Origin of the sequence: Bordetella genomosp. 11 (assembly GCF_002261215.1) — a bacterium.
Lineage (GTDB): Bacteria > Pseudomonadota > Gammaproteobacteria > Burkholderiales > Burkholderiaceae_B > Bordetella_C.
On sequence record NZ_NEVS01000004.1, the window covers coordinates 749,388 to 775,426 of the forward strand.

Genomic DNA, 26,039 nt, shown 5'->3' on the forward strand with positions numbered 1-26,039 from the left:
ATCGGCGCGCAAGGTATCGCGATCTCGCGCGCCGATGGCCGCGCCTTCCGGCGCGCGCCTTAGAAGCCGTCCGGCAAGCCCAGCGCCGGATCGCTCACCGAATGGCGGCCGGTCTCGATGCGGCCGGCCAGGCGGCGCATAAAGCCGGGGTCCGAATCCGCCGTCACCATCAGGTCGTACCAGTTGCCGCTGTCGCGCAAGGAAAGCGTCATCCGGGCCTGATGGCCGGGACGCACGTGCGCTGTCCAGGAGCCGTCGCGGTCGGCGTCGAAATCGCCGCCCCGCGCCTGCAGCGGGCCGTAGGCCTGGTTCGACCTGACCGTGCATGCGACCGCGCGCCGGCCTTCGTTCCGCACGGTCAGGCGGACGTGGCCGCTCTTGCCGTCCGGCTCGAATTCCACTTCCGGCGCCGCCGCATCCCGCTCGTCCAGGACGTTGAGGTCGCCGGCGAAACGGCGGTGGAAACCGTTGGGACCCAGCACCCACAGGTCGTACTTGCCGCCATCGTCCGCACCGGCGGCCCAACTGCCCTTAAGGGACCGGCGGGGCTCGACGACATAGCGGCGCGGGACGCGGTCCAGATGCAGCCTGTCATAGACGTGGAAGACGGCGCCGGCGTCGCCCGTATTGGAGAACTTCAGTTTCACGGTTCCATGCCGCGCATCCGTGTCGATGGCGGTGTCCAATTCGTAAGGCAGCGCGCGCGATGGCCGAACGCCGGTAGTCTGCGAGGGCATCCGCGCAGTCGTGGGCGGCGTGATCTTCGGCGCGCTCTGCTGCGCCGCGGTCAGGGCGTCGACCTGGTCCTTGGTCGAACTGCCGTTCAGCGTGGGCAGCGGTTCGCTGTTGGGGTTCTCGAAGTTGAACGCGCTGGTCAGATCGCCGCAGACGGCGCGGCGGTACTTGCTGATCTGCGGCTCGCGCACGCCGAAACGCTTCTCCAGGAACATCAGCGTGGAGGTGTGATCGAACACTTGCGAATTCACCCAGCCGCCGCGGCTCCACGGCGACACGACCCACATCGGCACGCGCGGGCCGGGACCATAAGGGCGGCCGTCCTGGGCCGGCTGGCTGGCCGTGGCTGGCGTGTAGTTGTGATACTCGACGGCCATGTCGCTGTCCGGCAGCGTGTAGCCGCCGGCCAGGGTGCCGTCCGGGTTGTGCGACGGGGCGGTGGGCGGCGGCAGGTGGTCGAAGAAGCCGTCGTTTTCGTCGTAGTTGATCAGCAGGACCGTCTTGCTCCAGACATCGGGATTGGCGGTCAGCGCATCCAGCACTTCCTGCACGTACCAGCCACCCTTGGCCGGGCTGGACGGTCCGGGGTGTTCGCTGTACGCCGACGGCGCGATGATCCAGGAGACTTCCGGCAGCTGGCCGGCCTGGATGTCGGCGCGGAAGGTTTCCAGGAAGCCCTGGGGCATGGTGTTGGCGAAGCCCTTGGCAAGCGGGCTCAGGGCATCGTCGGTCAAGGGGTCGTAGACCGGGCCCGCCAGGCTGGCATCCTGGGTGATGTCGGTCTTGGGCACATAGACCGGGCGCCGCGAGGCGGGCATTTTTTCGATTTCCGCGCGCCAGTGGCGGAAGCTCATCATCTCGTTGCAGCCGTAGTTGTCGATCAGGCTCTGGTAGACCTTCCACTTCACGCCGGCTTTTTGCAGCCGGTCGGCGTAGGTCGTCCAGGTCCAGCCTTCGGTGGACGGGCCGATGTCGTTGCCGCCGTTGTACTGGTTGTTCAGCACCGCCACATTGACCGGTCCGCCTTCGGATGGGTCGCGGCCGTTCGGGCCGTTGGTGCCGGTCCAATAGAACAGGCGGTTGGCGATGGTGCCGGTATGCATGCCGCAGTGGTAGTGGTCGCAGAGGGTGAAGGCCTCGGCCAGCGCGCGCTGGAATGGCACTTCGGCTTCCTCGTAATAGCCCATGGAAAGCGGGTTCTTGGCGTCGGGCCAATGGGCCATGCGGCCCTGGTCCCAGGCTGCCTGCGTATCGGCCCAGGAATGGGGGGTACTGCCCGCGCGCTGCGCATTGCCCTGGGTTTCATCCAGGTGGTACGGCGTGTAGGTCGTTGGCGGGCTGGTCTTGGTATAGGTCTGGAAGAAGACGTTCTGGCCGTTGGCCGCGGGAGCCGCGAAGCGGTCGCCGTAACCCCGTACGCCCTTGAACGTGCCGAAGTAGCTGTCGAACGAGCGGTTCTCCATCATCAGCAGGACGACGTGCTTGACGTCCTGGATGGTGCCGGTGTCGTGGTGCGCGGGAATCGCCAGCGCGCGCCGGATGCCGGGCGGGAACGTGGCCAACGCGGCGGCCGACAGGCCGGAGCCGGCAACGCTCTGGAGGAATTTACGGCGGGAAGTCATCGTATGCGTGTCCTTGGCGTAGGGGAGGCGAGGCCGCCTGGATCGGCGACGCACAGAAGGCTAGAGACCGCATGTGACGGCGAATTGATGGGGGGAAGTCCGGGCCACGATCGAGAGGGCAATTTGAGCGGAAGCGCAACTTCTGTAACGGCTCGTGATGGGGGCCGCGCTCATCCAGTCATAACGTCTTGGATCCGGAATGCCTGCTCTACGGCTGAGAACGTAATAATTGTTACGAAAGCGCAAAGCGGATGAGAGGTTCCCGGTGCGTCGCGGCGAAGCGACACTTCATTTGGGCGGGATGCGGGTCGCGCCGGGCTGTTCGCGGCAGCAGGGCGGCATCGCAGGTGGACAGGCAGTGCCCGCTATCGAGGCCCGTAGGAGAGAGGGCGGTTCTTGGCACCCAGCCGCCGGCGATAGGGCAGTGGCCCGGCAGGCGGGTGCCGCTGCCGGGTCCGCATGCGCGGATCAGGCGCAACCGGAATAGGGGGACGCACGCATGGCGGGCCGGCCGGCACGCGTGTGTCCGGCGGTTCGACAAGCGTGGCGAAAATGCCATATAATCAAAGGCTTTCCGGCTAAAGCGCATGCCGTTGGTGTGCGCTCTGTGCGCACATTGCGTATCTGTGCATACAGTGCGTGTGTGTAGTACGTGTGTGCAGTACGTGTGCACGTGCGCGACGGAAAACCAGTAGTCCCGGCAGGTTTATGTTAGCCGTGCCAGGCAGTACCCATAAGTGGTCCGGGTGGCCTCAGGCCCTCGAAGCCTTGCGTGTGTTGGTGTCGCGGCCCGTATCGCGGCGCCTGCGGGCAAGCACCTGCGTGACCATGATGTTAATCAACCTGCGTCCGGCGACGGACCGCACTCCGAAAGGAAGTAAGGGACTATCATGCCCAAGATGAAGACCAAGAAAAGCGCTGCCAAGCGCTTTCAGGTTCGCGGCAGCGGATCGATCAAGCGGGGTCAGGCGTTCAAGCGCCACATCCTGACCAAGAAGACCACCAAGAACAAGCGCCAGCTGCGCGGTTCGGCCGCGGTTCACGAGACGAATGTCGCCTCGGTCAAGGCCATGATGCCTTTCGCTTGATAGATTACGGAGATCCACTATGCCTCGCGTCAAACGCGGCGTTACCGCCCGCGCCCGTCACAAGAAAGTCCTCAACGCCGCCAAGGGTTATCGCGGCCGCCGCGGTAATGTATTCCGCATCGCCAAGCAGGCGGTCATGCGCGCCGGGCAATATGCCTATCGCGACCGTCGCAACAAGAAGCGCACCTTCCGCGCCCTGTGGATCACGCGTATCAATGCCGCGGTGCGCGAGCACGGCGTTACGTACAGCGTGTTCATGGCCGGCCTGAAGAAGGCGTCCATCGATCTGGACCGCAAGGTGCTGGCCGACCTGGCCGTGCGCGACAAGGCCGGCTTTGCCGCCGTTGTCCAACAGGCCAAGGCTGCCCTGTCCGCCTGATCGTTTTTCGACGTATCGCGCATTGCTGCAAACGGGGCTGTCATGGCCCTGTTTGCGTTTTTGACGGCTGCGTTTCGCGCCGCGCTTCCTAGGCTGATGCCATGACACAGTTGGTCGATGACCTGATCGCTCAGGCGAAAGAACGATTCGCGGCCGCGCCCGACGCGGTTGCCCTGGAAAACATCAAAGCACGATTCCTTGGCAAGGAAGGCGCGCTGACCGTCATGCTGCGCGGGCTGGCCCAGCTGGACGCGGAGCAGAAACGCGAGATGGGCGCACGGGTGAACCGTGCCAAGCAGCAGATCGAGGAGCTGCTGAACCAGCGCCGCGCCGAACTGGCGCAGGCCGAGCTGGAGCAGCGCCTGGCCTCCGAAACCATCGATGTCACCCTGGCCGGCCGTGGCCGCGGCGTGGGCGGCATCCATCCGGTGATCCGTACCTGGGAACGCGTTGAAGCCATCTTCCGCTCCATCGGCTTCGATGTCGCCGACGGCCCGGAAATCGAAAATGACTGGACCAACTTCACCGCGCTGAACAATCCGGAAAACCATCCGGCCCGGTCCATGCAGGACACGTTCTACGTGGACATGAAGGATGCGCAGGGCCTGCCGCTGCTGCTGCGCACGCATACCAGCCCGATGCAGGTGCGCTACGCGCGCATGAACAAGCCGCCCATCAAGGTGATCGCGCCGGGACGTACCTACCGCGTCGACAGCGATGCCACGCATTCGCCCATGTTCCATCAGGTCGAAGGGCTGTGGATCGGCGAAGACGTATCGTTCGCCGACCTCAAGGGCGTCTATACGGACTTCCTGCGCTGCTTCTTCGAAAGCGACGACCTGGCGGTACGCTTCCGTCCATCCTTCTTCCCGTTTACGGAACCGTCGGCCGAGATCGACATGATGTTCACCAGCGGTCCCAACCGCGGACGCTGGCTGGAGATCTCCGGGGCGGGCCAGGTGCATCCCGTGGTCGTGCGCAACTTCGGGCTCGACCCGGAACGCTACATCGGTTTCGCATTCGGCTCGGGCCTGGAGCGCCTGACGATGCTGCGCTACGGGGTAAACGACCTGCGCCAATTCTACGAAGGCGATCTGCGTTTCCTTCGCCAGTTCAACGAATAATCTACGGCTGATCATGCAATTTCCCGAATCCTGGCTGCGCGCGCTGGTCAACCCTGCCATCGATACCGAAGAATTGGCGCATCGCCTGACGATGGCCGGTCTGGAAGTCGAAGACCTGCAACCCGCCGCGCCGCCGTTCTCCGGCGTGGTCGTGGGCCACATCGTCGAGATCGCCCCGCATCCGAACGCCGACAAACTGCGTGTGTGCCAGGTCGACGACGGCTCGGGCGAGCGCTTGCAGATCGTCTGCGGCGCGCCCAACGCGGCGGCCGGCCTGAAAGTGCCGCTGGCGCGCATCGGCGCGCGGCTGCCGGGCGACATCAACATCGGCAAGGCCAAGATGCGCGGTGTCGAATCCGCCGGCATGCTGTGCTCGGCGCGCGAACTGGGCCTGTCGCAGGACCATGCCGGTCTGCTGGAGTTGCCTTCCGATAGCACCCCGGGCGCCTCGCTGCGCGACCTGCTGGACCTGGACGATACGCTGTTCACGCTGAAGCTGACGCCTAATCGCGCGGACTGCCTCTCCATCCTGGGCGTGGGGCGCGAGGTCGCGGCGCTGACGGGTGCCGCCCTGAAGGTGCCGGCCGCCGAGCCCGTCCGGGCCACCCTCGGCGACGTGCTGCCGGTCGACATCCAGGCCCCGGATCTGTGCGGCCGCTTCGCAGGCCGCATCATCCGCGGCGTGAACGCCCGCGCGGCGACCCCGCAGTGGATGAAGACCCGCCTGGAGCGGGCCGGGCAGCGCTCGGTGTCGGCCCTCGTGGATATCTCGAACTATGTCATGCTGGAGCTTGGCCGGCCCACGCACGTTTTCGACCTGGACAAGATCTCCGGCGGCCTGACGGTGCGCTGGGCCAAACCCGGCGAATCGCTGGTCCTGCTGAACGGCCAGACCGTCGCGCTGGACCAGGACGTCGGCGTGATCGCCGCCGGCGATGCCGTGGAAAGCCTGGCCGGCATCATGGGCGGCGATGCGACGGCCGTCACGCTGGATACCCGGAATATCTACGTCGAGGCAGCCTTCTGGTGGCCCGAGGCCATTGCCGGGCGCGCGCGGCGCTACAAGTTCAGTTCCGAGGCCAGCCATCGATTCGAGCGTGGCGTGGATTACCAGGATATCCCCGAGCATCTGGAAATCATCACGCGGCTGATCCTGGAAATCTGCGGCGGCGAATGCGGCCCCATCGAAGACAAGATCGTCAACGTGCCGCGCCGCGAGCCGGTGCGCATGCGCCTGTCCCGCTGCGAACGCGTACTGGGCGTGAAGATCCCGCGCGAGGAGATTGCCGGAATTTTCACCCGCCTGGGGCTGGCGCACAGCATCCAGGACGACACCGTGGTGGTGGAGCCGCCGTCCTATCGCTTCGATCTGTTCATCGAGGAAGACCTGATCGAGGAAATCGCGCGCATCCACGGTTTCGAACGCATCCCCGACCAGCCGCCCATGGCACTGGCCAAGATGCGCGTGCCGCCGGAAGCGCGCCGCAGCCCGCATGCGGTGCGTCGCCATATGGCCGCGCTGGACTACCAGGAAGTCGTCAACTTCAGCTTTGTCGAAGCGGACTGGGAACGCGACTACGCGGGCAATGCCGATCCCATCAAGCTGCTCAACCCCATCGCCAGCCAACTGGCCGTGATGCGTTCCAGTCTCCTGGGGGGACTGGTAGCGAACATCGTCCATAACGCCAATCGCAAGCAGTCGCGGGTGCGGGTGTTCGAGCTGGGCCGCGTGTTCTTCCGCGACGCGACGATCGCCGATGGCGAACTGGCTGTCGCCGGGGTGCGGCAACCCTTGATGCTGGCCGGCGCGGCCTGGGGGCCGCACGTCGAAGAGCAATGGGGCATGCCGACGCGCCACGTCGACTTCTACGACGTCAAGATGGATGTGCAGGCGCTGTTCGGCGCGCGCGGTACCGAGCTGCGTTTCGAGGCGGCGCCGCATCCGGCGCTGCATCCCGGACGCGGCGCCCGCATTGCGCTGGACGGCAAGCCCATCGGCTGGATCGGCGAGCTGCACCCGCGCTGGGCGCAAAAGGCGGAGCTCGCCCATGCCCCCGTGGTGTTCGAACTGGATGTGCAGGCCGTGCTGGAAGGACGCCTGCCGCGGGTGCGCGAGTTGTCGCGGCAGCCCGTGGTGGTACGCGACCTGGCGCTGTGGGTGGACGCCGCGCTACCCGCGCAGGCCATGCTGGACACTATCGCGCAAGCCATTGCCCAGGACCCGAAACTCAGCATCGTGCAGGATGTCCGGCTCTTCGACGTGTGGCGGGAACAGACGCAAGTCGATGATTCCACTAGGGAAAAAAGCCTTGCTTTCCGCTTCTGGCTACAGGACACTGACGCAACGCTGGACGAGGCGCGTGTCGCCGACTGCCTGGAAAGACTCAAGGACAGGCTGGTCCAGGCCCACGGCGCGCGCCAACGCGCCTGACACGCGCAGCGATAAGAAAGGGGATTACAGACCATGCTTTCCGAGCCACGCACATTGACCAAGGCCGAACTCGCGGAGCTATTGTTCGAACGGGTAGGTTTGAACAAGCGCGAGGCCAAGGACATTGTCGATACCTTCTTCGAGGAGATCCGCGATGCGCTTGCGCGGGGGGACTCCGTGAAGCTGTCCGGTTTTGGCAATTTCCAGGTACGCGACAAACCGCCCCGGCCCGGACGCAATCCCAAGACCGGAGAAACCATTCCGATCGCGGCACGGCGCGTGGTGACTTTCCACGCCAGCCAGAAGCTGAAGAGCATCGTCGAAAGCACCGCGACGCCTGCCGAGCCGTCTTCGGCCGACTAGGCCGGCTTCGCCATCGATGTGTCCCGGGCCGCATGGGCCATGCCGCTAACGTTCCTACCATGACTCGACCAGAACCTGCCGTTGTCCTGCCTCCGATCCCGGCCAAGCGTTACTTCACGATAGGCGAAGTCAGCGAGCTGTGCGGCGTCAAACCGCATGTGCTGCGGTACTGGGAGCAGGAATTCACCCAATTGAAACCCGTCAAGCGGCGCGGAAACCGACGCTATTACCAGCACCACGAAGTGCTGTTGATACGCCGCATCCGCTCGCTGCTTTATGAGCAGGGCTTTACGATCAGCGGCGCGCGCAACCGCCTGGGCGATGCGCGCGAGGCGCCGCCCCATGACCATGACGCGGCCGTGCGGTTTACCGGTGCGGAAATGCAGGCCCTGCGCGCGGAACTGAACGGCGTATCGACCGTGCTGGCCGAAGCCTTGGGCAGTATCCGGCAAGGTGCAAGCGACGCGAACGGCGACGTCTCGAAGACGGGCGCGGGGAACACGAACAACTCCGGGCCTGCTTCCAACGACGACATGCATTGAGCAGCGCAAAGGTTCAAGACATCTGATATACTTTCGGTCTTTCGGGGCGTAGCGCAGCCTGGTAGCGCACTTGCATGGGGTGCAAGGGGTCGCGAGTTCGAATCCCGCCGTCCCGACCAGCAGTTCAAAAAGGCGTTAGTGATAATTCACTAACGCCTTTTTTCATCCGGCCTTTTTTCATCCGGCCTTTTTTCATGCGGCCTTTTCTCATGCGCCGCCTTCTTCCATGCGCGAGCCTTTCTTCAAAAGCTTTTCATGCGCAAGGACGTCGGCATCGCCGGGCCGGAATCAGGTGATATCGGTGGGCATGGCAGCGGCGAGAAAGGCGAGCCTATGCTGCACGGATATGAAATCCACCGGACGGATCAGCGCGTGAGCCAAATACAGAAGCGTGGTCTTCAGCCTGGGCAAGTCTTCCGCTGTCGCTTCCTGGCAATTTACGATCAATGCTTCCAGGAACTGCTTGAATAGCGGTTCATAGAACTTGCCAGCCACGTCGGCGGATAGCACCGAATCCGGTGTTCCGCGCATGCGCAGATGACGCATGAAGCCATCGAAATTTTCGGGGGCAACCGATGCCGTGAAATCCAGCATGCACTCCAGTGTGAACTTCTGGCGGGGATCGAGGTTTCCCTCCGCGGGGATCAGCGCGATGTCCGGCCCGCAGTGCGCGAGGAACGATTTGGCCTTGTCGAACAGGACGGCCAATTGATCCTGGATCTCTCGCTCGATGGAGGTGCCTATCACGCTGGGCTTGGCCGGGAGTTGATAGAGCGGTTCGCGGGCATACATCGCGGCGATCTTTGCACGCTGCTGGTCCAGTGCCGGCGCGGTGTCGCTGAAATGGCCTGGCGAGGTGGGGGTGCCGATATTCAGGGATGGGATCATGAATGTCTCCGAGGAATGGGCCGGCGCGGATAGCGCTGGCGATGTCGGGACGGTGTGTTCCATCGCCTGGGGAACTGTTCCCATCGGATTGGGGAAGCGACGGTATCCCCTGTAAGGGATACCGTCGTATGTCAAGCGTCAGGCATCCGTTGCCGCGAACGCACACGCGTGCCGTGTGCATTGCCCTCCTGGGTGCGGCTGTGTACTTGCCGGTTCCTGTCGTCGTATCAGAAGATGTGCCTGATTCCGGTACCCACGCCCAGTTGGGTCGAGCCGCTGGCGATTTCCGCCGACGCCGCGTCGTAGACGCGGTTGAAGTCCACGGTGCCGTAAAGCTGCGTGCGTTTCGATAGGGCATATTCAGCCAGGGCGACCAGCGCATAGCGTTTGCCCTTGTCTCCTTCCTCGATCACATTCTTGCTGGTGTCGAAGTAGGCGGCACCCGTGAAAGTCCACGGCGTGGCCATTGGCTGCCATGTCACGCCGGCGTAGTAGCCGTTGTCCTTGCGTTGCAGCCCGTTGTCCGGGGGATTGGCGATGCCCATGACGGCATTCACGAAGCCCGTCTGGTCGCGTCCGTTGAAGTAACCGACGAACAATCGGGTATTGTCGAATAGGCGGTAGGCGGCGTTCAGGTTCCACACCCGCTGGGTATAGGCCGAGTTGGTGTCGGCGCGGGTGAACTGATAGCCGCCGCCGACGGTCAGCGGGCCGGTCGTGTAGGTCAGCGTGCCACCGTATTGCTGCCCCAGCTTGTGGTCGTCGAAGGAGTCGCCGAAGGCATACGACAGGATCAAATCGAAGCCGCCCAGCTTGTTATTGCGATAGCGCACCGATTCGGAGCTGCGCGCCCGCGACATGGCGACCGGAAGCCAGGAGTTTTGCTCGTAGTTGCCGACTGTCAGCGGGTCGAAGGTATCGCCGAGGATGGTGAATAGCGGCGTGTCCTGCCGCCCCAGCGAAATCGCGCCAATGTCGCCGCCATCCAGGCCGACGTAGGATTGCCGGTTGAACATGCGGCCGGGATCGTTTTCGTTGCCGTCCTGCATGTTGAAGCCGCTTTCCAGGCGGAAGAACGCGGAATTGCCGTTGCCCAGGTCCTCCGTGCCCTTCAAACCCCAGCGGCTGTTGGTGACGGCGCCGTTCTCCATCGAGATGCGGCTGTTGTCCGGCTGGTAGCCTGCGCCGGTGCTCAGGTAACGGACGCTGACATCCGCTATGCCATAGAGCTGCACATTGGTTTCGGCGGCTTGCGCGGTCGCGGTTGCCATGCCGGCCATGGCCAGTCCCAGCGCGGTTTTTTTCAGTGGGAATCCACTCATCGACTTCATCTCCTCTCCCAGGCTGCGGCACAGGTTGTGCCGATCTCCAGAACCGTGACGCCGTGCGGTGGATAACCGCGGCATCAGCAATGTGCGTTATCCGGCTGTCGCGCGAGGGGTGAGGCGATTGCGCCGGATGAACGGTGTGCCACCCGGTCGGTCTTGCCGCGGCGTGCGGGACAAAACCCAACAGGGGGCCGGCGCAGTATAGGTGAAACGATGTAGATCACCCTTTAGGGATAATCCTGCTTTGTGCCGTTATCGATGCAAACCTGGCTGCTTTTTCGAGGAAAATTCAACGCCTTCCCCGAGGCTGGAGATCAGGGATTTTGCACCAGGCGCTCGACTTCGGCGAGCAGCATCCGCGGGTCGTAGGGCTTGTCCACCACGAGGTTGAACAGGCCCGGCCTTTGCCGGGCGAGCAGGCCTTGCGCGCCGGTCACCAGAATGACGGGCAGGGCGTGCATGTCGCCGTCTGCGCGTATGGCTTCCGCCAATTCCAGCCCCGTCATCAGCGGCATCATGAAGTCGGTGATGACCAGATCCGGCCGGCGGTTTTTCATGATCTCCAGCGCGGCGCGGCCGTGGGGTGCCGTGAGTACATCGTACCCGGCGTCCTCAAGGAGATCGGCCAGCATCTCGGCAAGCAGGATCTCGTCGTCCGCGACGAGGATCAATGCCATGGCGAGCGGCCTCCTGACGCTATCACGTTCATCGTCAGGATCCGCCAAGGTGTTCCGCCAGCTTGCTGCCGGCGGGCGCTCCCAGCTTGGGACCGACGCGTAGCCCGTTGCTGGTGATTTCCAGCAGGCGCGTGTTGCCCACGAAAGCACTATCGCGCATTTTCTGGATGGCGATCGTGCGATTCAGGTCCTGATCCTGGACGACTTGTCGCAGCAGGATGATGTTATCGAACATCGCGGACAACTGGTCCGTCGGCGCGGTGACGTCTTCATCGATGATCTGGCGCATTTCCCAGGTAAACAGCGTCGTCACCCCCATGGCGCGCAGGCGGTTCGTCAGGGTGGTGAAGAACTCCACCAGCCTGGCGCGGTGCGTGGCGGCCCGTTCGAATCCGCCGATGCCGTCGACGAATAGACGTGTCACGCGATGGCGCGCGACCAGGCCCAGCAATTCATGTCCCAGCTTGTCCAGCAGGTTTTCCGACATGGGCGTCCACATCAGCTGGACGTGGTCCATCGGAAGCGTAATGCCCAGCGTCGTCGCTTTGCGTTGCAGCAGGGTGGAGGTCTCGAAGAAACCGAAGTGCAACGCGGGTTCTTCTTCGGTGGCGCCGCTGAGGAAGTGCAGGCCCAGCGTGGTCTTGCCGGTGCCCGTGGGGCCGGCGAGCAGCGTGACGGAACCGCGCGGCAGGCCGCCGCCCGTCAGGACATCCATGCCTTCATTGCCGCTGGTGACCCGTTGCGCCAGTATCGCGGGCGAGGGCGGGATCTGCGACCACGAAACGGCTTCCAGGCGCGGATAGATCGTGACCCCGGACTGGGTAATCTCGTACTGGTGCAATCCCCCGACCGCGGCGCTGCCGCGCGATTTGCGCACCTGAAGCTGGCGAACGGTACGGACGCCGAAGATCTCGTCGCTCAGGTCGATGACACCATCGACCATGGTGTGTTCCGGGCTGCTGTCGTCCAGCCGGGTGCTGGTCAAAAACAGCACGGTGCAACCGACGAAGCCGGCCTGACCCTGTACCTCTGCCACGAACGTTTTGACGTCCAGGTCCGTCTCGGCACGTTCCCGTGCGTTGAGCAGGCCGTCGAAGACCAGCAGCGTGGCGTTGTGCCGTTTGGTTTCCTGCCGCAGCAGTTTGACCACCGCGCCCAGCCCTTCTTCGCGCAGGGCGTGAAAAACGCTGACGTAGGCGATCTCCTGTCCCAGCTTTTCCTCTTCGAAAAAGTCCAGGGTGGACATCGCATGGAACAGCCGTTCGTGGCTCTCGGCCAGCAAGGTCACATAAAGCACTTTGCCGCCGTTGGCAGCGTGCGCAAATGCAATCTGGTTGGAGAGAATGGTTTTGCCGGCCCCGGGGCGGCCCTGGATGATATAGGAAGCGCCTTCGATGAATCCGCCGTTCAATATGCGGTCGAGTCCCTCGATACCACTCGCCATGCGTGCGAGATGCTGCACCACCGATTCCTCCGTTCCTGCCGTCGCACTTGTGACGGTCGCGCGAAAGTGTCCCGCATGTTCGATTTGGGCGTCAAGCGAAAACACTAATACCGATTACCGATGTAACCGGGGTAGCGATATCGGGCCGCGGCGGGTGGCTCCGCATGGATGCCCATCCGGCAGGGAAGAGGCTCCGCTCGCGTCACGAATGACTTGGTCAGCACGGGCCGTGCCCGGGAGCGTGGGCGGGCGGTTCCGGGAAGGGCGGGAGCCGGACACGGGTACGGCGTTTGCATCGGCAGGGGCTCCACGAACGACAAGGAGCTTGCCATGACTCGACTTCGTAGAATCGCGGCGCTGGCACTGGCCATGTGTCTACCCATGATGGGCGGCTGCACCCTGGGCGGAGCGGCGGCCGGGGGCGTGATAGGCCATGAAACCACGCATAGCACGGCCGGTACGGTGGGCGGCGCGGTGGTCGGCGGTGTGATTGGCCACGAAATCGGCAAGGACTAATACTTACAGGCACATCCCGCCGGGGTGCATACGGGTTATGTGCCGTGGCGGTGTCCCGGTCAAACGGGCGATATATTCGCCGCCCGGCGGCCGGGACTCCCACCAACGCACGAGTCGCGGGGGACGGAAGGCGCGCCGGTGCTAGGACATCGATACGTGCGCTTTTGGTTGGCTTCGGATACGGCCGATGGCCGGGAGGCCGGCGCCCGACCCGGCCGGAAGTAATGCTCACCCATGCGTTCCTTGCTTGCCAGCTGCCCGCCGCGATGTTGAAGCGGGCGCTGCGCTTATGCAAAAGGTGCCATCCGGGGCGGTCACGCCTGCGCGAGCGTGTCGCGCGGCTTTCGTTCGCGCGTCAAGACTGCTTGCATTTGAAAGCTTTCGCAGCCTTGGCGAAGCTCCTCCTGCGGTGCGATATTTACGGTCGCGTGTTTGGCGCATTCAGTTTTTGGCGGGACCGGCGCACTGGACGGGGTAGGCGTCGGTATTTCTGGCATGGGTAGGGGAAGGGCTCAGCAGGTCGCCCACGCATTCCTGCGCCATGCCGCTTGCCCCTTAAGATGTTCGGAGCGAGCCCATGATCCAGTACAAGAACTTTGTTATCGAATGCGGGGTGGAAGCGTCGAAGAACGGGTGCTATCAGGCGCGTATCTTCATCTCCATGCTGGAAGGCGGAGACCCGGTGAACGGCTTTGCCTTCCCCCCATACCCAGGCGCTTCCATACCGACCGAAAGCCTGGCGCGCAAAGACGCCGAACAATGGGCGCGCGAGTGGATCGATGAAAACTTTTAGCGGGCTGGCGTCTGGCCGCTCTTGCCGTCCTGTCCCTGCTCGTTGTTCTTGGGCTGAGGGATGGGGTCGCAGTTGAAGGTGACGTAGGTTTCCGCGCGCATCAAGCCGGTCGCATGATTGGACGAGACGTCGGGGTGGGTCATTTTCAGGCCCTGCGACGTGCAATAGTCCCTGGCGTGATCCAGCGTCTGGCTTTTGAGCTGGACCCATGAAGTCGTCAGGCCGCCGGAACGGGCCGTCACGGTGTATTGGCCGGGTTGCCCCGTGGGAATGATCGGGCCGGTCGTGGCGGCGCATCCCGCCAGCATGGCAAGGCCGCCCGAGACGAGGGCGGCGCCCATGGCGCGCCATCCCCAGGGGGAAATACGAAAAGGCATGAATCCTCCGCTGCTGCGTGTGGGCGCTATTTTATGCATTCAATAAGGACCTTGCTGCGCGCCGGCGGGCACGGCCGGCCTTCCGCGATCGAATTGCGCGGCAAGCGATTCGGCGGCGCGCGCGAGCAGGGTGGCATCGATCCCGACGGCGACGAAGGTCGCGCCCAGGGCCAGGTAATGCTTGGCCCGGACGGGATCGGTATGCAGAATACCGGCTGATTTGCCCGAGGCGACGATACGGCGAATGGCGTCGTCGATGGCCGATGTGACGTCGGGATGCCCAGGGTTGTCGAGATGGCCCATGTTGGCCGACAGATCGGCCGGCCCGATGAACACGCCATCCACACCGTCGATTTCGAGTATCCGGTCGAGTTCGGCCAGGCCGGCGGGCGTTTCTATCTGCAGCAGGACGCACATTTCGTCGTTGGCGCGCGCGAGGTAACGCGGTATGCGATTCCAGCGGGACGAGCGGGCCAGCGCGCTGCCCACGCCACGGATGCCCGCCGGCGGATAACGGACCGCGGCAACGGCGGCGGCGGCTTCCTCGGCCGACTGGATCATCGGAATCAGCAGATTCTGGGCGCCTATGTCCAGGATCTGCTTGATGCGAACGAAATCATTCCAAGGAGGGCGGACGACCGGCGCCACAGGATAGGCCGCCACGGATTGCAACTGGGCGAGCATGGTCCGCAGTTCGTTGGGCGCGTGTTCGCCGTCGATGACCAGGCAGTCGAAGCCGGCGCCGGCGCAGATCTCGGCCGTGTACGGGTGGGTCAGCGCGGCCCACAGGGCAATCTGAGGCTTGCCCGCGCGCAGCGCCCGCTTGAAGGAATTGGTCAGGATATCCATGCGTGGCCTTGGTATGTCGTCCATGTGGGGGAGGGAAGAGATGGACGATAATAGGGCATTCCGCCGGCATGGCGGTATGGAGGCAGCCGCATGGCTTTGCATCAATTCAAACAGGGCGAGCTGGCTTACTGGCTGGGGGTCATCGCGGACAAGGGCGGCGCGGCCGAACCGGTCCCGCAGCGTTTCATCGACGCGTTGCTGATCCTGCGCTGCATCGAAATCGACGGATCCGGGGCCCCTGTCCTGACGGACAAGGGGCGGCTCTCGCTGCACATGGAATCGGCCCCGGCGGGGCCGTATTCCGCATCATGACGACCGCCCGAAACGGGCAGGGCGGCGCGCTGGCGGGCATCGTCGCTCAATTGCGGACGCACTATGACGAGGTCGTGCTGCCGCTGTGGCTGACCCGGGGGTTCAACGCCGCGCTAGGGCTGCCTTTCGAATCCCTGAGCAGCGTCGACGGCCAACCCTTGCCGCCGCAGCGCTATCGCACGATGGCATGCGCGCGCCAGCTGTTCGTGTTTTCCCTGGGCGGCGCGGCAGCGCTGTCGGCGCATGCCGAACGGCTGTTCGAATCCTTGCGGCACCGCTTTCGCCATCCGGCGGGCGGCTGGGTCTACAGCATCGGCCCGGACGCGGCGCCGCTGGAAACCCACCACGATTTGTACACCTATGCCTTCGTGGTCTTTGCCTGTGCGGCGTATTACCGTCGTTCGGGCGATCCGCGCGCCTTGCAGACGCTGGCTGAAACGGTATCGCTGGTGGAATCGCGCTTCGGCAAGGCAGGGGGACTTTATCTTGCGCAGTTGGACGGCGACGGGGTGACCCCGCGGCAAGGACCGCTGCAGAATCCGATCATGCACCTGACCGAAGCTTATCTGGCGGCGCGCGGACTGGCAGACACGGCGTGGTACGAGGATGCGCTGCGCCGCATCGCCGATGGCGTCTCCATGCACTTCATGGACGCCGCCACGCAATGCATCTGTGAGCTGCCCGCGCGCGAGACGGGCAACCGCATCGAGCCCGGGCATCAGTTCGAATGGTATGCGCTGGTGCAGGGCGCGCCGGACGTCTTCCCGGACACCAGGCTGGCCGGATCGGTCCCGCAGGCGATGGACTACGCAAGGCGCCATGGGGTCGAGCCCGAAGTCCAGGCCGTGTGTGCCAGCCTGGACTTGCGCGGGACGGTCACCGATGCGACCCAGCGGATATGGGCACAGACGGAATACGCCCGCTCCCTGGCGATGCGTGGGGACGATGCGTCCCTGCACGATCTGGAGCGGCAGTTGCGCCGGTTCCGCGACCGATTCCTGCATGCCGGCGGGTGGTACGAATGCCTGGACGCGGGCGGCGGCGTGGCCCGCGCGGACATGCCGTCGACCACCCCGTACCATCTGGCCGCATGCTACGCGGCGCTGCCAGGGGCGACGTAGGCCCTTCGGCAGGGTCTATGCGTCCCTTTATGTATCATTTTATTCGGTTTTCTTGCGAAATATTTGGATTTCTGCGATGCTGCGCGCCAACGCCGGACGGCCCGGTCTCCATAGAGGAGCGCAGCGATGAGTCCCAAATCCATCGACGGCTACACCGTATACGCGTATTCCATTCCGCCGCAGGGGCGCGAGCCGGCGCGGGCCTTCATGGAAACGCGCAGGGAAGGCGCCGAGGAAGAACCCCAAACTTTTGAAATCTACCTGTCACGCCGTTTCCGCAGCGGCGTGGAAGCGATGTCCGCCGCGCGCAATGCGCTGGCGGCCGTGCGAGCCGTGGACGAAAACGGGATTCCCGACCATTTGCCTGAATAAAAAAGCGGCGCCCTGTCGGGCGCCGCCGGTGCGTCACGGATCAGGCTGAATGCAGTTGATCGCCAATGGGCAGCGTGCGGATGCGCGTGCCGGTGGCCGCGAAAATGGCATTGCACAGCGCCGGGGCGAAGGGTGGCAGGAAGGGTTCGCCGACCCCGCCCAGGGGCATGTCATAGCCATGAGGGACCAGATGGACGCGGATATCCATGTTGGCCTCCGGCATGCGGGCGACCTGGTATTGGTGGAAATTGGTCTGCTCCGTTTGCCCTTGCTTGAACGTAATGGCTCCTTGCGTGGCCAGGCTCAAGCCCATGATGCAGGCGCCTTCGGCTTGCGAGCGGATACGGTCGGGCTGGACCTGCGGTCCGCAGTCCCCGGCGATGTCCACGCGCTTGACGCTGACCTGGCCATCCTTGCCCACGGCCACCTCCACCACCATGGCGACGTAGGTGACGAAGCTATAGGCATAGGCCAGGCCCAGGCCATGGCCGGGCGGGAGCTTGCGGCTGCCCCAGCCGGCTTCGCGGGCCGCCAGTTCGATCACCCGGCGGAGACGGCCCGTATCCACGGGGTAAAGATCGGGCGACTCCCCATAGTTGGTGTTGTCCGAAAGCGCCCGCGGCGACACCTTGCGTGGCGGGCCGATCAGTTCCAGCAGGAAGTCGCGGTGGTCCCGCCCGGCCTCATGCGCCATCTCGGCGATAAAGGACTGCACGGCGAAGGCGTGCGGAATGTTCGATACGGAGCGAAACCAGCCGATGCGCGTATGGGCCTCCGTTGCCGGCGCCTCGACCCGCATGTTGCGGATATCGAAGGGCTGGTTGACGGCGGACATGTTCAGCTCGGAAGGCTGCTCGCCCTTCGCCTGCAGTGAGAAAGTCGAGGCGATGGGCGGCGCGGCGCTGCGATGCAGCCAGGCCACCACCTTGCCGCTGGCATCCAGGCCGCCTTCCAGGTGTTCGTACGAGACCGTGTGGAAGTAGTCGTTGCGAATGTCGTCTTCGCGGGTCCAGGTGACCTTCACCGGTTTGCCGTCCATGGCTTGCGACAGCAGGGCGGCTTCGGCGGCGAAGTCCGGCTTGGACTTGCGGCCGAAGCCGCCGCCCAGCAGGGTGACATTGACCATGACGTCCGCGGGCTTGACCTTCAGGTGCTCGGCGACGATCTCGGCGGTGGCCTGCGGGGCCTGCACACAGGCCCAGACCTCGCATTTGCCGTCCTGGATGCGCGCCACGGCGGCGGGCGGCTCCATGGTGGCGTGCGCCAGATGGGGCAGGTAGTACTCGGCTCGCACCCGCTTGGCGGCGGAGGCCAGCGCCGCCATCGCGTCGCCGTCGTTGCGCGCCACCTTGCCGGGCTTTTGGACCAGATCGCGCAGCTGGGCCTTGTAGGCATCGGAATCGTAGCTGCCGTTGGGGCCGTCGTCCCACTCGATCTGCAGGGCCTGGCGGCCCTTGATGGCGGCCCAGGTGTTGGTGGCGATGACGGCAATGCCGCCCAGCGGATGGAATTGGGCGGGCAGCGGCGTAGGGGCGATCTCCACGACCTTGACCACGCCCGGTACCTTCAGGGTGGCGTCGGCGTTGTAGTGCCTGACCTTGCCGCCCAGCACGCCCGGCCGCGCGATGACGGCGTACATCATGCCGTCCAGCCGCGTGTCGATGCCATAGTGCGTGTTGCCCGTGGCGATATCGCGGCCATCGACGTTGCGCACGTCGGGCTTGCCGATATAGCGGAACTGCGCCGGCGATTTCAGGCGCACCGCATCACCCTTGGGCACGGGCATGCCGGCGGCGGCCTGCGCCAGTTCGCCGTATCCCAGTTTGCGGCCGGTCTTCGCGTGCTCGACCTGATGACCGCGCGCGTGGACTTCGCTTACCGGAACGTTCCACTGTTTGGCGGCGGCCGCTTCCAGCATGCCGCGCGCGGCCGCGCCGACGCGCCGCATGGGCGTGAAGAAATGACGTGTGCTGCGCGAGCCGTCGGTATTCTGGTTGCCGTATTTCTGCTGGTCGCCGGGAGCCTGCACGACGCGGACATGGGCCCAGTCCGCCTCCATCTCGTCGGCGATGACCACCGGCAGGCCGGTGCGCACGCCCTGGCCCATTTCGGGGCGCAGCGCCATGATGGTGACGATGCCGTCGGTGCCCACGTGAACGAAAACAGTGGGGTCGTCGACGGCGCCGCCGGGGAAGCCGTCCACGCCGTACTTGCCGGCGTCGGCTGCCAGTACGTCGCCGGACCAGCCGCCTATCAAGGCAAGGCCGGCGGCCATGCCGGCGGCCTTCAGCAGCGCGCGGCGCTGCGGCGACAAAGGCGTTGCCTGCGGGACGGCGAAGCGGGGATGCGCGCTCATAGGACGTCCCTCCCTGCAGCCGGTTCCTGGTCCGCAAGGGCCAGCGCACGGTCTTCGACGGACTGCGCGGACGCATGGGCGTGCGCCGCCGGGCCGCCGGCGGCCTGCTTGATCGCGGCGCGGATGCGGGTGTAGGTGCCGCAGCGGCAGATGTTGCCGCTCATGGCGCTGTCGATATCGGCATCGCTGGGCGCCGGGGTGGTCTTCAGCAGGGCGGTGGCCGACATGATCTGGCCGCTCTGGCAGTAGCCGCATTGCGGCACGCCGATGGCGACCCAGGCATCCTGGACCTTCTTGCCGACGGCGTCGGCGCCTATGCCTTCGATGGTGGTGATCTGCTTGCCGACGGCCGATGAGATCGGCGTGACACAGGAGCGGATGGGCGTGCCGTCCAGGTGCACCGTACAGGCGCCGCACAACGCCATGCCGCAGCCGAATTTGGTGCCGGTCAGGCCCACGACGTCGCGCAGGGTCCAGAGGATGGGCGTGTCGTCGGGGACATCGACGTTATGCTGTTTGCCGTTGATCGTCAGTGTTGCCATGGATGATGGGCCTCACGATGTGTGACGCACCTCGATAGAGGCGCGTGGATGAACGAACTGGATGAGTACACTAGCCGGATGAGCATAGTACCGATCGATCGCCGTGGAAACCGGTGTTTGGGAATTTTGCTGGCGGCGGGCCGGGGTGAGCGGTTCCGTGCGTCCTCGGGACATGGCGAGGCTGACAAACTGCTGTCGGTGTTGCCCGATGGGCGCACCGTGGCGCAGGCATCGGCGCAGGCGCTGCGACAGGTCTTTCCCGTGGTCGTCGCGGTGGTGCGGCCGGGCGCGCCGGCGCTGGCGCGTACCCTGCAGTCCGCGGGTTGCGTCGTGCTGGAGGCAGCCGATGCCGCGCGCGGCATGGGCGCCAGCCTGGCCTGCGCGGCGCGCGAATTGATGCGGACGGGGGGCGGTGCGGGCGCCGCGATGGATGGCCATTCCGGCGCTGGCGAACAGGCCGACGATGCCAGGGTGACGGCGGCCGGTACTGCCCAGGATGCGCCGGCCCCGCACGGCTGCGTGGTCGCACTGGCCGATATGCCTTGGATCATGTCCGATACATTGCTGGCGCTGCGCGATGCGGCACTGTCGCATCGCATCGCGGCGCCGGTATACGGCGGTCGCCGTGGCCATCCCGTGGCTTTCGCGTGGGACTTGCTGCCGGAGCTGGCGGCACTGGACGGCGACGAAGGCGCGCGCGCGCTGCTGCGGCGCCATGGCGTGTACGAGATGCCATGCGCGGATCCCGGGGTGCTGCGCGACGTCGATACCATCGACGATCTGCCCTAGGCAGGCAGTCCGTCAGGCGGCGGGCTGCGTATCGGCGTCCGCGTCCTGGTCGCTTTCCGCGCGCGCGGCACTGCGCTGCTGTCGATGCCACATGCCGGCATAGATACCGTCACGCGCCAGCAGCGCGGCATGCGTGCCGCGCTCGACGACACGCCCGTCGTCCAGCACGATGATTTCGTCCGCGTCCACGATGGTGGATAGCCGATGCGCGATGATCAGCGTGGTGCGGCCCAGGCTGACTTCGCGCAGATTGGCCTGGATTTCGCGTTCGGTATGCGTGTCCAGCGCGCTGGTCGCTTCGTCGAACACGAACAGCGCGGGCCGCTTCAGCAGGGTGCGGGCGATGGCGACGCGCTGCTTTTCGCCACCGGACAGCTTCAGGCCGCGCTCGCCCACCACGGTGTCGTAGCCGTCCGGCATATGCATCACCAGGGTATGGACATGCGCCATGCGCGCGGCCGCTTCGACTTCGGCGTCGCTGGCGCCCGGACGTCCGTATGCGATGTTGTAGCGGATGGTGTCGTTGAAAAGCACGGTGTCCTGCGGCACGATGCCGATGGCGGCGCGCACGCTGGCCTGCGTGACCTGGCGGATGTCCTGCCCGTCGATCAGGATGGCGCCGCCGCCGACGTCGTAGAAGCGGAACAGCAGCCGGGCCAGCGTCGACTTGCCGGCGCCCGACGGGCCCACCACCGCCAGCGTTTTGCCGGCGGGGATGGTGAAGTCCACGCCTTTCAGGATGGCGCGCCGCTGGTCGTAGCCGAAGGTCACGCCACGAAACTCCACCTGTCCTCCCTGCACCCGCAAGGGCAGGGCGCCCGGCGGGTCCTGGATTTCGCGGTCCTCGCCCATCAGTTCGAACATGCGCTCCATATCGATCAGCGATTGCTTGACCTCGCGATAAATGAAGCCGAAGAAACTGAGCGGATCGTACAGCTGCAGCAGGTAGGTGTTGACGAGAACGAAGTCTCCGAGCGTGTATTTGCCGAGCGTGATGCCGCGCGCCGCCATCCACATGACCAGCGTCAGGCCGACCGAGATAATCACCGCCTGGCCGATATTGAGCAGCGACAGGCTGACCTGGCTGCTGACGGCCGCGCGCTGGTACTGCTTGAGCGAGACGTCATAGCGCCGCGCTTCGTGCTCCTCGTTGCCGAAGTACTTGACCGTTTCGTAGTTCAGCAGGCTTTCGACGGCCTTGGTGTTGGCCTCGGAGTCGGTTTCGTTCATGCGCCGGCGGAACTTCGTGCGCCACTCCGTGATCGCTAGCGTATACGCCAGGTACAACACCACGGTCACCGCCGTCGCCAGCGCCAGCCACACGTCGAACATGCGCCAAAGCAGCACGCACACCAGCGCGATTTCGAACAGCGTCGGCAACACATTGAACAGCAGGTACTGCAGCAGCGTCTGGATGCCGCGCGTGCCGCGTTCGATCGCGCGCGTCAGGCCGCCGGTGTGGCGGCCCAGATGAAAGCGCAGCGCCAGCGCGTGCAGGTGGCGGAAGACCTGCAGGCCGACTTCGCGCACGGCATGCTGGCCGACCCGCGCGAAGACGGCGTCGCGCAGTTCGGAGAACAGCAGCGACAGAATGCGTGCCGCCCCATAGGCCAGGATCAACCCGACCGGCAGCGCGGCGGCGCCGTTCGCGGTGCCGTGGTTGAGCGCATCGATGGCCGATTTGTAGAGAATGGGGATATAGACCGTGGCGGCCTTGGCGAGGAATAGGCAGATGACAGCCAGAATGACGCGCAGCTTCAGGTCTTTGCGGCCCTCGGGCCACAGGTAGGGGCCGAGCGCGCGCAGCGTGGCGATGCTGCCGCGCGGTGTGAGGGCGGGGGGCGAGGTCGGGGAAGGCATGGGATGCCGGCAAGGCAGCGATGAGGAAGCTGCCATTATCGTCCAACGGCACTATGATGCGATTCGTTCCCGTACGACGGATAACCCTGTGCGCCTCGCAGGTATATGCGGGTGGCGGCGCCGCGATTGGAGTGAAGCGATGGAATACGTGCGTTTGGGCAAGACCGGCCTGCAGGTGTCGCGCCTGTGCCTGGGGTGCATGACCTACGGTGTGCCGGACCGCGGCGCGCATCCGTGGACGCTGGACGAAGCCGAGGCGCGCCCGCTGATCCGCCAGGCCCTGGATGCCGGCATCAATTTCTTCGACACGGCCAATAGCTATTCCGACGGCACCAGCGAGGAAATCGTCGGCCGTGCCTTGCGCGAATTCGCCGACCGCGACGATGTGGTCATCGCGACGAAGGTGTACTACCCGATGCGCAAAGGCCCCAATGGCGGAGGGCTGTCGCGCAAGAACCTGATGCGGGAAATCGATGCCAGCCTGCGGCGGCTCGGCACGGATTACGTCGACCTGTACCAGATCCACCGTTGGGACGAGCACACGCCCATCGAAGAAACGCTGGAGGCGCTTCACGATATCGTCAAGGCCGGCAAGGCCCGATACATCGGGGCATCGTCGATGCATGCCTGGCAGTTCGCCAAGGCGCTGTACACCGCGGATCTGCACGGCTGGACGCGCTTCGCCAGCATGCAGAACCACTACAACCTGCTGTACCGCGAGGAAGAAAACGAGATGCTGCGGCTTTGCGCGGCCGAAGGCATCGGCGTGGTGCCGTGGAGCCCGATGGCGCGCGGGCTGCTGACGCGCGATTGGGACGAGAGCACCCGGCGCACCCAGAGCGACAAGACCATGGCCCGGCTGTACGGCGATACGCACGATGCGGATCGCCGCGTGGTACAGGCGGTGGGGGAAGTGGCCGCCGGCCGCGGGGTGCCGCGTGCGCAGGTCGCGCTGGCGTGGCTCCTGCAGCGCCCGGCGGTGACCGCGCCCATTATCGGGGCGTCCCGCGCGCAGCACCTGGTCGATGCGGCCGCGGCGCTGGAACTGAAGCTTTCCGCGGAGGAAACGCGCCGCCTGGAAGAGGCCTACGTTCCGCATCGCGCGGCGAATTTCGGCTAGCCGGCGCGGCCGACCTCACGCATGATGGCCATGAACCGGTCGATGGCCGGATTGATGCCGGCAGGCTGCCGCGCCGCCAGCAATTCCGCCCGCATGGCCCCCGGGCCGCGCACGCCGACATAGACCAGGGTATCCGCGCGCATGCGCGATAGCGCTGCCGGCACGAGCGCGAGGCCGAAGCCGGCTTCCACCAGGGTCAGGATGGTGGGGATCATGCTGTCCATGGTGATACGCGCCGGCTTGGCCACCGCGCCCGTCATCAATTGCTGGACCTGGCTGAAGTAGCGGGAGTGTTCCCTGGAGTAGCCGATCATGTCATGGTCCAGGACCTGGCTCATGGTGACCCAGCGCTTACGGGCCAGCGGATGGTCCTTGCGCATGGCGACCAGCATGGGCTCGTCATACACGCGCAGCGGCGCCAGATCCGGATCGGCGAAAGGTGGCCGCAGCAAGGCCAGATCCAGCAGGCGCATGTGCAACGCATCCGGCATGGCGTTGGAATTCATTTCGCGCAGGTCCAGGCGCACGGCGGGGTAGCGCCGGCGGAATTCGTAAAGTACCTGGGAGAGATTCGAATAGGCCGCGCTGGGCGTCAGCCCGATGGCCAGGTGCCCCGCCTCGCCCTTGGCGGTCTGTTGCACGGCCCGCACCATGGCGTCCGAGTCCGCGGCGAGCAGCCGCACGCGGCGATGCAGCTCGGCGCCGGCCGCGGTCAGCCGCACAGACCGGGTAGACCTGATCAACAAACGGGTGCCCAGCGTTTCTTCCAGCTTGCGTATGCTCTGGCTGAGCGGCGGCTGGCTGATGTGCAGGCGTTGCGCGGCCCGGCCAAAGTGCAGTTCCTCGGCGACCACGGAAAAGACATGGAGCAGGCGGCTGTCCAGCATGATTATGTCGTTGAAGATATCAATCTTGAATTTATTGAGTATTAGACAACACAATACACACTGCCTAGAATTTTCCCGGTTCAAGGCGTTCATCGCCAGCGAGTCCGTGCGCTGGCGCAAGCTCATCGAAGACAAACACATCACCATCCAGTGATCGCGGGCCGGGCGCCGTGTATCGACGCGGCGCCCGGCTTTTGAATATCCATTCTCTTGCCGCCATGACTCACGCTCACAATCCGGTTTGCCGCATCGACCCCAGCCGGGCGCTGCATGCCCTGCGCGCCATCGCCGAACGGGATGGCGAAATCCAGGCCTTTGTTTGCCAGGCGGATGCCGCGTCGCTGCCTGATGGCGCCAAGGCTCATGGCGAAGGAAGCCGCAATGGCGACGCCCTGGGCGGCGATTCGGGCATCGGCGAAGACAGCGGGGGCAGCCTGCGCGGCATGCCGTTCGGCGTCAAGGACATCATCGACGTCGCCGGCATGCCGACGCGGTGCGGTGCCCGGGCGATGGACGGCGATCCCAAGGTATTCGACGCCGCTTGCGTGGCGCAGCTGCGCGAGGCCGGCGCGATTCCCGTCGGCAAAACGGTAACGGCCGAATTTGCCTACACATCGCCTGGCGCCACGCGCAATCCGCACCGGCTTTCCCATACGCCGGGCGGATCCTCCAGTGGATCGGCCGCCGCGGTTGCCGCCGGCATGGTCGACATGGCGTTGGGTACGCAAACCGGCGGGTCCGTCATTCGTCCGGCCGCGTTTTGCGGCGTGATCGGCTACAAGCCTACGTTCGGACGCGTGCATCGCGCCGGCATGCAGGTGCTTTGCGAATCGCTCGATACGATAGGGTGGTTCACGCGGACCGTCGCGGAGTCGGTTTCCGTCGCCTCGGTGCTGATCGGGGCGCACGAAGCGCCGGCACCGGTACGCGCCCCGAAAGTGGCGCTGTTGGGCTGCGAAACGCTGGGGCGCCTGAGCCCGGCCGCGCACGATGCCTTGCGCGACTGTGTCGACCGCCTGGAGCGCCGGGGCGCGAGCATCGTGCGTCCGGCGCTGGACGCCGACATCCGCGCGCTGGTCGAAGCGCACGGCACGATCATGCGCTACGAGCTGGCACGCGGCATGTTGCCCATCGTCCGGACACGCGAGCATCTGGTCGGCGAGGCGACGCGCGATGCCGTCCGGGCCGGGCTGGCCATCGATCGCGATACCTACCTACGCCAGCAAGGCCTGCGCGCGCAGCTGGCGTCGCGCTGGCTCGACGAATTCGGGCAGGTCGATTTCATCGTCGCGCCCAGCGCGCCGGGCGAAGCGCCGCAAGGGCTGGCGAGCACGGGGTCGTCGGTCTTCAACCGGATATGGTCGCTGTTGGGCTGGCCCTGCATCCATCTGCCCACTGCCGCCGGCGAACTCGGGCTGCCCGTGGGGGTGCAATGGATAGGGCGGCCGGATACGGACGGGGCCTTGCTGCAGTGGGCGGCGGCGCTGCACCCGCATGTGGATACGCGCGCGGCCTGTTGAGGCC

General features: G+C 65.3%; 25 protein-coding genes and 1 tRNA gene. 15 read left to right on the forward strand and 11 right to left on the reverse strand.

What is annotated here, in order from left to right:
- Nucleotides 1–59 precede the first annotated feature (59 nt).
- Entirely contained in the window at nucleotides 60–2,357 is a 2,298-nt protein-coding gene (locus tag CAL28_RS11160; protein WP_094841449.1) for a phosphocholine-specific phospholipase C, read from the reverse strand.
- Between the two features lie 890 nt (nucleotides 2,358–3,247).
- Here CAL28_RS11160 and rpmI point away from each other — a divergent pair.
- The 7 genes from rpmI (at nucleotide 3,248) to CAL28_RS11195 (ending at nucleotide 8,403) form a co-directional block, all read left to right on the forward strand.
- Nucleotides 3,248–3,445: a 50S ribosomal protein L35 gene (gene rpmI, locus CAL28_RS11165; RefSeq protein WP_006387997.1), complete on the forward strand. Its 198-nt coding sequence runs from the start codon at nucleotides 3,248–3,250 to the stop codon at nucleotides 3,443–3,445.
- 19 nt (nucleotides 3,446–3,464) lie between these two features.
- Nucleotides 3,465–3,824, forward strand: a complete 360-nt coding sequence (gene rplT, locus CAL28_RS11170; protein WP_066634744.1) for a 50S ribosomal protein L20 — start codon at nucleotides 3,465–3,467, stop codon at nucleotides 3,822–3,824.
- A 101-nt stretch (nucleotides 3,825–3,925) separates the two neighbouring features.
- A complete protein-coding gene (gene pheS / locus CAL28_RS11175) occupies nucleotides 3,926–4,948 on the forward strand; it encodes a phenylalanine--tRNA ligase subunit alpha (RefSeq protein ID WP_094841450.1) in 1,023 nt (340 codons plus the stop codon).
- Nucleotides 4,949–4,961: 13 nt separating this feature from the next.
- Nucleotides 4,962–7,379, forward strand: a complete 2,418-nt coding sequence (gene pheT / locus CAL28_RS11180; RefSeq protein WP_094841451.1) for a phenylalanine--tRNA ligase subunit beta — start codon at nucleotides 4,962–4,964, stop codon at nucleotides 7,377–7,379.
- Nucleotides 7,380–7,412: 33 nt separating this feature from the next.
- Nucleotides 7,413–7,742 carry an integration host factor subunit alpha gene (locus CAL28_RS11185; protein WP_094841452.1) on the forward strand — a complete coding sequence of 110 codons (330 nt, stop codon included), beginning with the start codon at nucleotides 7,413–7,415 and terminating at the stop codon, nucleotides 7,740–7,742.
- 59 nt (nucleotides 7,743–7,801) lie between these two features.
- Nucleotides 7,802–8,284 (forward strand): MerR family transcriptional regulator, encoded by a 483-nt coding sequence (locus tag CAL28_RS11190; protein WP_094841453.1) that lies wholly within the window; start codon nucleotides 7,802–7,804, stop codon nucleotides 8,282–8,284.
- 42 nt (nucleotides 8,285–8,326) lie between these two features.
- A tRNA-Pro gene (locus CAL28_RS11195) sits at nucleotides 8,327–8,403 on the forward strand.
- A 169-nt stretch (nucleotides 8,404–8,572) separates the two neighbouring features.
- On the opposite strand, the gene CAL28_RS11200 is transcribed toward CAL28_RS11195, so the two are convergent.
- From CAL28_RS11200 to CAL28_RS11215, 4 genes are all read right to left on the reverse strand, one after another.
- Entirely contained in the window at nucleotides 8,573–9,172 is a 600-nt protein-coding gene (locus tag CAL28_RS11200) for a hypothetical protein (protein ID WP_094841454.1), read from the reverse strand.
- 227 nt (nucleotides 9,173–9,399) lie between these two features.
- Nucleotides 9,400–10,494: a porin gene (locus CAL28_RS11205; RefSeq protein ID WP_254926091.1), complete on the reverse strand. Its 1,095-nt coding sequence runs from the start codon at nucleotides 10,492–10,494 to the stop codon at nucleotides 9,400–9,402.
- A 320-nt stretch (nucleotides 10,495–10,814) separates the two neighbouring features.
- Nucleotides 10,815–11,177, reverse strand: coding sequence for a response regulator (locus CAL28_RS11210; RefSeq protein WP_094841455.1), 363 nt, complete (start codon nucleotides 11,175–11,177; stop codon nucleotides 10,815–10,817).
- 34 nt (nucleotides 11,178–11,211) lie between these two features.
- Entirely contained in the window at nucleotides 11,212–12,639 is a 1,428-nt protein-coding gene (locus CAL28_RS11215) for an ATPase domain-containing protein (RefSeq protein WP_094841456.1), read from the reverse strand.
- A 351-nt stretch (nucleotides 12,640–12,990) separates the two neighbouring features.
- On the opposite strand from CAL28_RS11215, the gene CAL28_RS11220 reads away from it, so the two are divergent.
- Complete coding sequence (locus tag CAL28_RS11220) at nucleotides 12,991–13,137, forward strand: glycine zipper 2TM domain-containing protein (protein WP_254926275.1); 147 nt, start codon at nucleotides 12,991–12,993, stop codon at nucleotides 13,135–13,137.
- 577 nt (nucleotides 13,138–13,714) lie between these two features.
- Nucleotides 13,715–13,930, forward strand: a complete 216-nt coding sequence (locus tag CAL28_RS11225) for a hypothetical protein (RefSeq protein ID WP_094841458.1) — start codon at nucleotides 13,715–13,717, stop codon at nucleotides 13,928–13,930.
- Here the strand turns inward: CAL28_RS11225 and CAL28_RS11230 are convergent.
- Complete coding sequence (locus CAL28_RS11230; protein WP_094841459.1) at nucleotides 13,927–14,307, reverse strand: hypothetical protein; 381 nt, start codon at nucleotides 14,305–14,307, stop codon at nucleotides 13,927–13,929. The two genes, CAL28_RS11225 and CAL28_RS11230, sit on opposite strands and share 4 nt — an antisense overlap.
- 39 nt (nucleotides 14,308–14,346) lie before the next feature.
- On the reverse strand, nucleotides 14,347–15,156 hold the full coding sequence (hpaI, locus tag CAL28_RS11235; RefSeq protein ID WP_094841460.1) for a 4-hydroxy-2-oxoheptanedioate aldolase: 810 nt from the start codon (nucleotides 15,154–15,156) through the stop codon (nucleotides 14,347–14,349).
- Nucleotides 15,157–15,246: 90 nt separating this feature from the next.
- On the opposite strand from hpaI, the gene CAL28_RS11240 reads away from it, so the two are divergent.
- From CAL28_RS11240 to CAL28_RS11250, 3 genes are all read left to right on the forward strand, one after another.
- Nucleotides 15,247–15,468, forward strand: a complete 222-nt coding sequence (locus CAL28_RS11240; RefSeq protein WP_094841461.1) for a hypothetical protein — start codon at nucleotides 15,247–15,249, stop codon at nucleotides 15,466–15,468.
- A complete protein-coding gene (locus CAL28_RS11245) occupies nucleotides 15,465–16,589 on the forward strand; it encodes an AGE family epimerase/isomerase (protein WP_094841462.1) in 1,125 nt (374 codons plus the stop codon). Before CAL28_RS11240 ends, CAL28_RS11245 begins: the two co-directional genes overlap by 4 nt.
- A 126-nt stretch (nucleotides 16,590–16,715) precedes the next feature.
- Nucleotides 16,716–16,961 carry a hypothetical protein gene (locus tag CAL28_RS11250; protein WP_094841463.1) on the forward strand — a complete coding sequence of 82 codons (246 nt, stop codon included), beginning with the start codon at nucleotides 16,716–16,718 and terminating at the stop codon, nucleotides 16,959–16,961.
- A 40-nt stretch (nucleotides 16,962–17,001) separates the two neighbouring features.
- Here the strand turns inward: CAL28_RS11250 and CAL28_RS11255 are convergent, their stop codons facing one another.
- Nucleotides 17,002–19,317, reverse strand: a complete 2,316-nt coding sequence (locus tag CAL28_RS11255) for a xanthine dehydrogenase family protein molybdopterin-binding subunit (protein WP_094841464.1) — start codon at nucleotides 19,315–19,317, stop codon at nucleotides 17,002–17,004.
- Nucleotides 19,314–19,859, reverse strand: a complete 546-nt coding sequence (locus tag CAL28_RS11260) for a (2Fe-2S)-binding protein (RefSeq protein ID WP_094841465.1) — start codon at nucleotides 19,857–19,859, stop codon at nucleotides 19,314–19,316. The genes CAL28_RS11255 and CAL28_RS11260 overlap by 4 nt, the downstream gene beginning before the upstream one ends.
- 117 nt (nucleotides 19,860–19,976) lie before the next feature.
- On the opposite strand from CAL28_RS11260, the gene CAL28_RS11265 reads away from it, so the two are divergent.
- Complete coding sequence (locus CAL28_RS11265; protein ID WP_440588376.1) at nucleotides 19,977–20,648, forward strand: nucleotidyltransferase family protein; 672 nt, start codon at nucleotides 19,977–19,979, stop codon at nucleotides 20,646–20,648.
- 12 nt (nucleotides 20,649–20,660) lie between these two features.
- Here the strand turns inward: CAL28_RS11265 and CAL28_RS11270 are convergent, their stop codons facing one another.
- Complete coding sequence (locus CAL28_RS11270; protein WP_176463964.1) at nucleotides 20,661–22,508, reverse strand: ABCB family ABC transporter ATP-binding protein/permease; 1,848 nt, start codon at nucleotides 22,506–22,508, stop codon at nucleotides 20,661–20,663.
- A 139-nt stretch (nucleotides 22,509–22,647) separates the two neighbouring features.
- Here CAL28_RS11270 and CAL28_RS11275 point away from each other — a divergent pair, with 139 nt between their 5' ends.
- A complete protein-coding gene (locus CAL28_RS11275; protein WP_094841467.1) occupies nucleotides 22,648–23,628 on the forward strand; it encodes an aldo/keto reductase in 981 nt (326 codons plus the stop codon).
- Here the strand turns inward: CAL28_RS11275 and CAL28_RS11280 are convergent.
- Complete coding sequence (locus tag CAL28_RS11280; protein ID WP_176463965.1) at nucleotides 23,625–24,515, reverse strand: LysR family transcriptional regulator; 891 nt, start codon at nucleotides 24,513–24,515, stop codon at nucleotides 23,625–23,627. The two genes, CAL28_RS11275 and CAL28_RS11280, sit on opposite strands and share 4 nt — an antisense overlap.
- Before the next feature lie 218 nt (nucleotides 24,516–24,733).
- On the opposite strand from CAL28_RS11280, the gene CAL28_RS11285 reads away from it, so the two are divergent.
- Nucleotides 24,734–26,035 carry an amidase gene (locus CAL28_RS11285; RefSeq protein WP_094841469.1) on the forward strand — a complete coding sequence of 434 codons (1,302 nt, stop codon included), beginning with the start codon at nucleotides 24,734–24,736 and terminating at the stop codon, nucleotides 26,033–26,035.
- Nucleotides 26,036–26,039 lie beyond the last annotated feature (4 nt).

Bases quoted from the DNA above. Each gene is read 5' to 3' on its own strand.
- CAL28_RS11160 (WP_094841449.1), bottom strand. From the start codon at position 2,357: ATGACTTCCCGCCGTAAATTCCTCCAGAGCGTTGCCGGCTCCGGCCTG.
- rpmI (WP_006387997.1), top strand. From the start codon at position 3,248: ATGCCCAAGATGAAGACCAAGAAAAGCGCTGCCAAGCGCTTTCAGGTT.
- rplT (WP_066634744.1), top strand. From the start codon at position 3,465: ATGCCTCGCGTCAAACGCGGCGTTACCGCCCGCGCCCGTCACAAGAAA.
- pheS (WP_094841450.1), top strand. From the start codon at position 3,926: ATGACACAGTTGGTCGATGACCTGATCGCTCAGGCGAAAGAACGATTC.
- pheT (WP_094841451.1), top strand. From the start codon at position 4,962: ATGCAATTTCCCGAATCCTGGCTGCGCGCGCTGGTCAACCCTGCCATC.
- CAL28_RS11185 (WP_094841452.1), top strand. From the start codon at position 7,413: ATGCTTTCCGAGCCACGCACATTGACCAAGGCCGAACTCGCGGAGCTA.
- CAL28_RS11190 (WP_094841453.1), top strand. From the start codon at position 7,802: ATGACTCGACCAGAACCTGCCGTTGTCCTGCCTCCGATCCCGGCCAAG.
- CAL28_RS11200 (WP_094841454.1), bottom strand. From the start codon at position 9,172: ATGATCCCATCCCTGAATATCGGCACCCCCACCTCGCCAGGCCATTTC.
- CAL28_RS11205 (WP_254926091.1), bottom strand. From the start codon at position 10,494: ATGAGTGGATTCCCACTGAAAAAAACCGCGCTGGGACTGGCCATGGCC.
- CAL28_RS11210 (WP_094841455.1), bottom strand. From the start codon at position 11,177: ATGGCATTGATCCTCGTCGCGGACGACGAGATCCTGCTTGCCGAGATG.
- CAL28_RS11220 (WP_254926275.1), top strand. From the start codon at position 12,991: ATGTGTCTACCCATGATGGGCGGCTGCACCCTGGGCGGAGCGGCGGCC.
- CAL28_RS11225 (WP_094841458.1), top strand. From the start codon at position 13,715: ATGATCCAGTACAAGAACTTTGTTATCGAATGCGGGGTGGAAGCGTCG.
- CAL28_RS11230 (WP_094841459.1), bottom strand. From the start codon at position 14,307: ATGCCTTTTCGTATTTCCCCCTGGGGATGGCGCGCCATGGGCGCCGCC.
- hpaI (WP_094841460.1), bottom strand. From the start codon at position 15,156: ATGGATATCCTGACCAATTCCTTCAAGCGGGCGCTGCGCGCGGGCAAG.
- CAL28_RS11240 (WP_094841461.1), top strand. From the start codon at position 15,247: ATGGCTTTGCATCAATTCAAACAGGGCGAGCTGGCTTACTGGCTGGGG.
- CAL28_RS11245 (WP_094841462.1), top strand. From the start codon at position 15,465: ATGACGACCGCCCGAAACGGGCAGGGCGGCGCGCTGGCGGGCATCGTC.
- CAL28_RS11250 (WP_094841463.1), top strand. From the start codon at position 16,716: ATGAGTCCCAAATCCATCGACGGCTACACCGTATACGCGTATTCCATT.
- CAL28_RS11255 (WP_094841464.1), bottom strand. From the start codon at position 19,317: ATGAGCGCGCATCCCCGCTTCGCCGTCCCGCAGGCAACGCCTTTGTCG.
- CAL28_RS11260 (WP_094841465.1), bottom strand. From the start codon at position 19,859: ATGGCAACACTGACGATCAACGGCAAACAGCATAACGTCGATGTCCCC.
- CAL28_RS11270 (WP_176463964.1), bottom strand. From the start codon at position 22,508: ATGCCTTCCCCGACCTCGCCCCCCGCCCTCACACCGCGCGGCAGCATC.
- CAL28_RS11275 (WP_094841467.1), top strand. From the start codon at position 22,648: ATGGAATACGTGCGTTTGGGCAAGACCGGCCTGCAGGTGTCGCGCCTG.
- CAL28_RS11280 (WP_176463965.1), bottom strand. From the start codon at position 24,515: ATGCTGGACAGCCGCCTGCTCCATGTCTTTTCCGTGGTCGCCGAGGAA.
- CAL28_RS11285 (WP_094841469.1), top strand. From the start codon at position 24,734: ATGACTCACGCTCACAATCCGGTTTGCCGCATCGACCCCAGCCGGGCG.